This is a genomic window from Bacteroidales bacterium (assembly GCA_021157585.1).
In the GTDB taxonomy this organism is placed as follows: Bacteria; Bacteroidota; Bacteroidia; order Bacteroidales; family UBA12170; genus UBA12170.
This window is the reverse complement of the sequence record JAGGWH010000131.1, coordinates 1-3,161: the sequence shown is the minus strand read 5'-3', so window position 1 is coordinate 3,161 and position 3,161 is coordinate 1. Positions and strand designations below refer to the sequence as shown.

Annotated in this window: 1 protein-coding gene; it reads left to right on the top strand. The window is 33.5% G+C overall.

From position 1 onward, the window contains the following. Window positions 1-673: 673 nt before the first annotated feature. Window positions 674-3,161: adenosylcobalamin-dependent ribonucleoside-diphosphate reductase (locus tag J7K39_09120; protein ID MCD6180049.1), on the top strand; the 2,488-nt coding region annotated here is incomplete at its 3' end.

Here is a 3,161-nt window from a genome sequence, read left to right as displayed (position 1 = left end):
TATTTCGGAGGCGAATTATTTTTATGTTGTTCTTAAAATAACAAGACTGTTTTTTGTTGTTTAAGGAGAGAAACTGTTACTTTTGAAGATAAATTTTCTTTTTTTCATAAAGGATATTTCTTTTCCTTTTTTATCTGTTTTTTGAGGTGTAATTTTGTGAAATCCGCAAGGAGCCTGACAGAGCGTTAGCTTATAAATAACGTGCCAAAATGTTAAAAAAAATATAAAAATCCTTTTTTTTATTTTTTTAAAAAATAAAAAAAAATACAGAAAAATAATTCTATTTGTAGGCTTGCACCCTGATAACAAGTGAATTAACAAAATTGTTTAAAAAATAATTTTGAAAGTTCCGAAACTTATATTCCCAATAAAATCAAGCCTTTTGCGGTATTATTAAAGTTAATAACAGCAGCATGTTAATAATTTAAACTGAAATTTATAAAAATCATTTTTACATTTGGTCATAGAAAAAAATAGCCTCTTTAGGTTTTAAAATATCAAATTATTATATCTCATTTGAATTATGGAGAAAGATTTGTTCGCTAGTGTGTCATCGTCTGTTACTGAAACTGAAAAAAAAGATATTACTACTAATTTCTATCATAAAATAGAGGTTGGACGTCTACAAAGCAGCTCTTTAGTTAAAGATGACAAAAGCACAAAACAAGATTTTATGAAAAATGATATCGGTGATAAACCTTTTCAAAAAAGATATACTCATCAAGAAGTATTAAAAGAAGCTACTACATACTTTGCAGGTGATGATTTAGCGGCAAGTGTTTGGATGAACAAATACGCTTTAAAAAATTCGGCCGGTGATATTTTTGAGCTTACACCCGATGAAATGCACGAGCGTATAGCATCTGAAATTTATCGTATCGAACAAAAGTATCCAAATCCCATTTCTAAAGAAACAATATTTAAACTTCTAAAAGACTTTAAATATATTATTCCTGCAGGAAGTCCTATGGCAGGAATTGGTAATGATTTTCAAGCATCTTCTTTATCTAATTGTTTTGTTATTGGAAACGATGGAGATTCAGATTCCTATGGTGGAATTATGAAAATTGATCAGGAACAAGTACAATTGATGAAACGTCGTGGGGGTGTTGGGCATGATTTATCTCATATTCGTCCAGCCGGTTCCCCTGTAAAAAATAGCGCATTAACATCCACCGGAATAGTGCCTTTTATGGAGCGTTATTCAAATTCTACACGCGAGGTTGCGCAAGATGGAAGAAGAGGTGCTTTGATGTTGAGTATATCTGTTAAACATCCTGATGCCGAAGCTTTTATAGATGCTAAAATGGAACAAGGTAAAGTTACAGGAGCTAATGTTTCTGTTAAAATAACAGATGACTTTATGAAGGCTGTTGTTAATGGAACACCATTCGTTCAACAGTATCCTGTAGATAGCGATAATCCAAAAGTTGTTAAGGAAGCTGACGCTCAAAAAATATGGAATAAAATTATAAATAATGCTTGGGCTTCTGCCGAACCCGGAATTCTTTTCTGGGATACCGTTATTAAAGAATCGGTACCGGATTCGTACGCTGATATGGGATTTAAAACCGTTTCTACTAACCCTTGTGGCGAAATACCCTTATGTCCTTATGATAGCTGTCGGTTATTAGCGCTTAACCTTTATAGTTATGTAGAAAATCCATTTAGCGATAAGGCAGTATTTAATTCCGAATTATTTGCAGAACATGTTCATTATGCACAACGCATTATGGATGATATTATAGATCTTGAGATTGAAAAAATAGATCGTATTCTTAAAAAAATAGAATCCGATCCTGAAGATAAAGAGCTGAAACGTGTTGAAACGAATCTTTGGGAAAATATTAAAAGAAAAAGTATAGAAGGTCGTCGTACGGGAATAGGGATAACTGCCGAAGGAGATATGTTAGCCGCTTTAAATTTACGTTACGGTTCTAAAGAAGCTATAACATTTTCAACAGAAGTACATAAAACATTAGCTATTGAGGCTTATCGCTCTTCTATTAATTTGGCCAAAACCCGTGGAGCATTTCCTATTTTTAATTACGAACGTGAAGCTGATAATCCGTTTATAAACCGTATTCGCGAAGCTGATCCTGAAGTGATTGAAGAGATGAAAAAATATGGCCGTAGAAACATTGCTTTGTTGACTATTGCTCCAACAGGAAGTGTAAGTATTTGTACTCAAACATCTTCGGGAATAGAGCCTGTATTTATGGTGGCTTATAAACGTAGAAGAAAAGTAAATCCAAATGATAAAAATACAGATGTTAGTTTTATCGATGAGGTAGGCGATAGTTGGGAAGAGTATAATGTGTTTCACCCTAAATTTTTAGACTGGCTTCGTATTAATGGATATGACGAAAAGGATGTAATGAATTATTCAGATAATGATTTAAATGCTATTATTGAAAAATCGCCATATCATAAAGCAACATCTAACGATATTAACTGGGTGAATAAAGTTAAGATGCAAGGACAAATTCAGAAGTGGGTAGATCATTCTATTTCTGTAACCGTTAATTTGCCTGCAGATGCACCTAAAGAATTAGTAAGCGATGTGTATAAAACGGCTTGGGAATCTGGTTGTAAAGGCATGACTATTTATCGCGACGGTTCTCGATCTGGTGTTTTGGTAGCTAAAACAGATAAAGATAAAAATAGATTTCATGAAACTCAAGCTCCGGTTAGACCTAAAAAATTAGAAGCAGATGTTATTCGTTTTCAGAATGACTACGAAAAATGGATAGCTGTTGTAGGCTTATTGGATGGAAAACCATATGAAGTATTTACCGGAAAGGCAGATGATTTTTATTTACCACCTTGGGTTGAAAGGGGAGCTGTTATACGTTTCAAAAAAGAAGGTAATCGTGCTAGATACGACTTTCAATTTCTTGATAAACAAGGATATAAAGTAACATCAGAAGGCTTGTCACGTACATTTGATAAAACGTTTTGGAACTACGCTAAACTTATTTCAGGTATCCTTCGGCATGGAATGCCTTTGTACCAAGCTGTAGAACTTATTTCCAATCTAAATTTCGATACGGAAAGTATTAATACCTGGAAAAATGGTGTTGTTAGATCATTGAAAAGATATATTCCTGACGGAACAAAAGCACAAAAGAATAAATGCCCTGAATGTGGAGCAGACGATG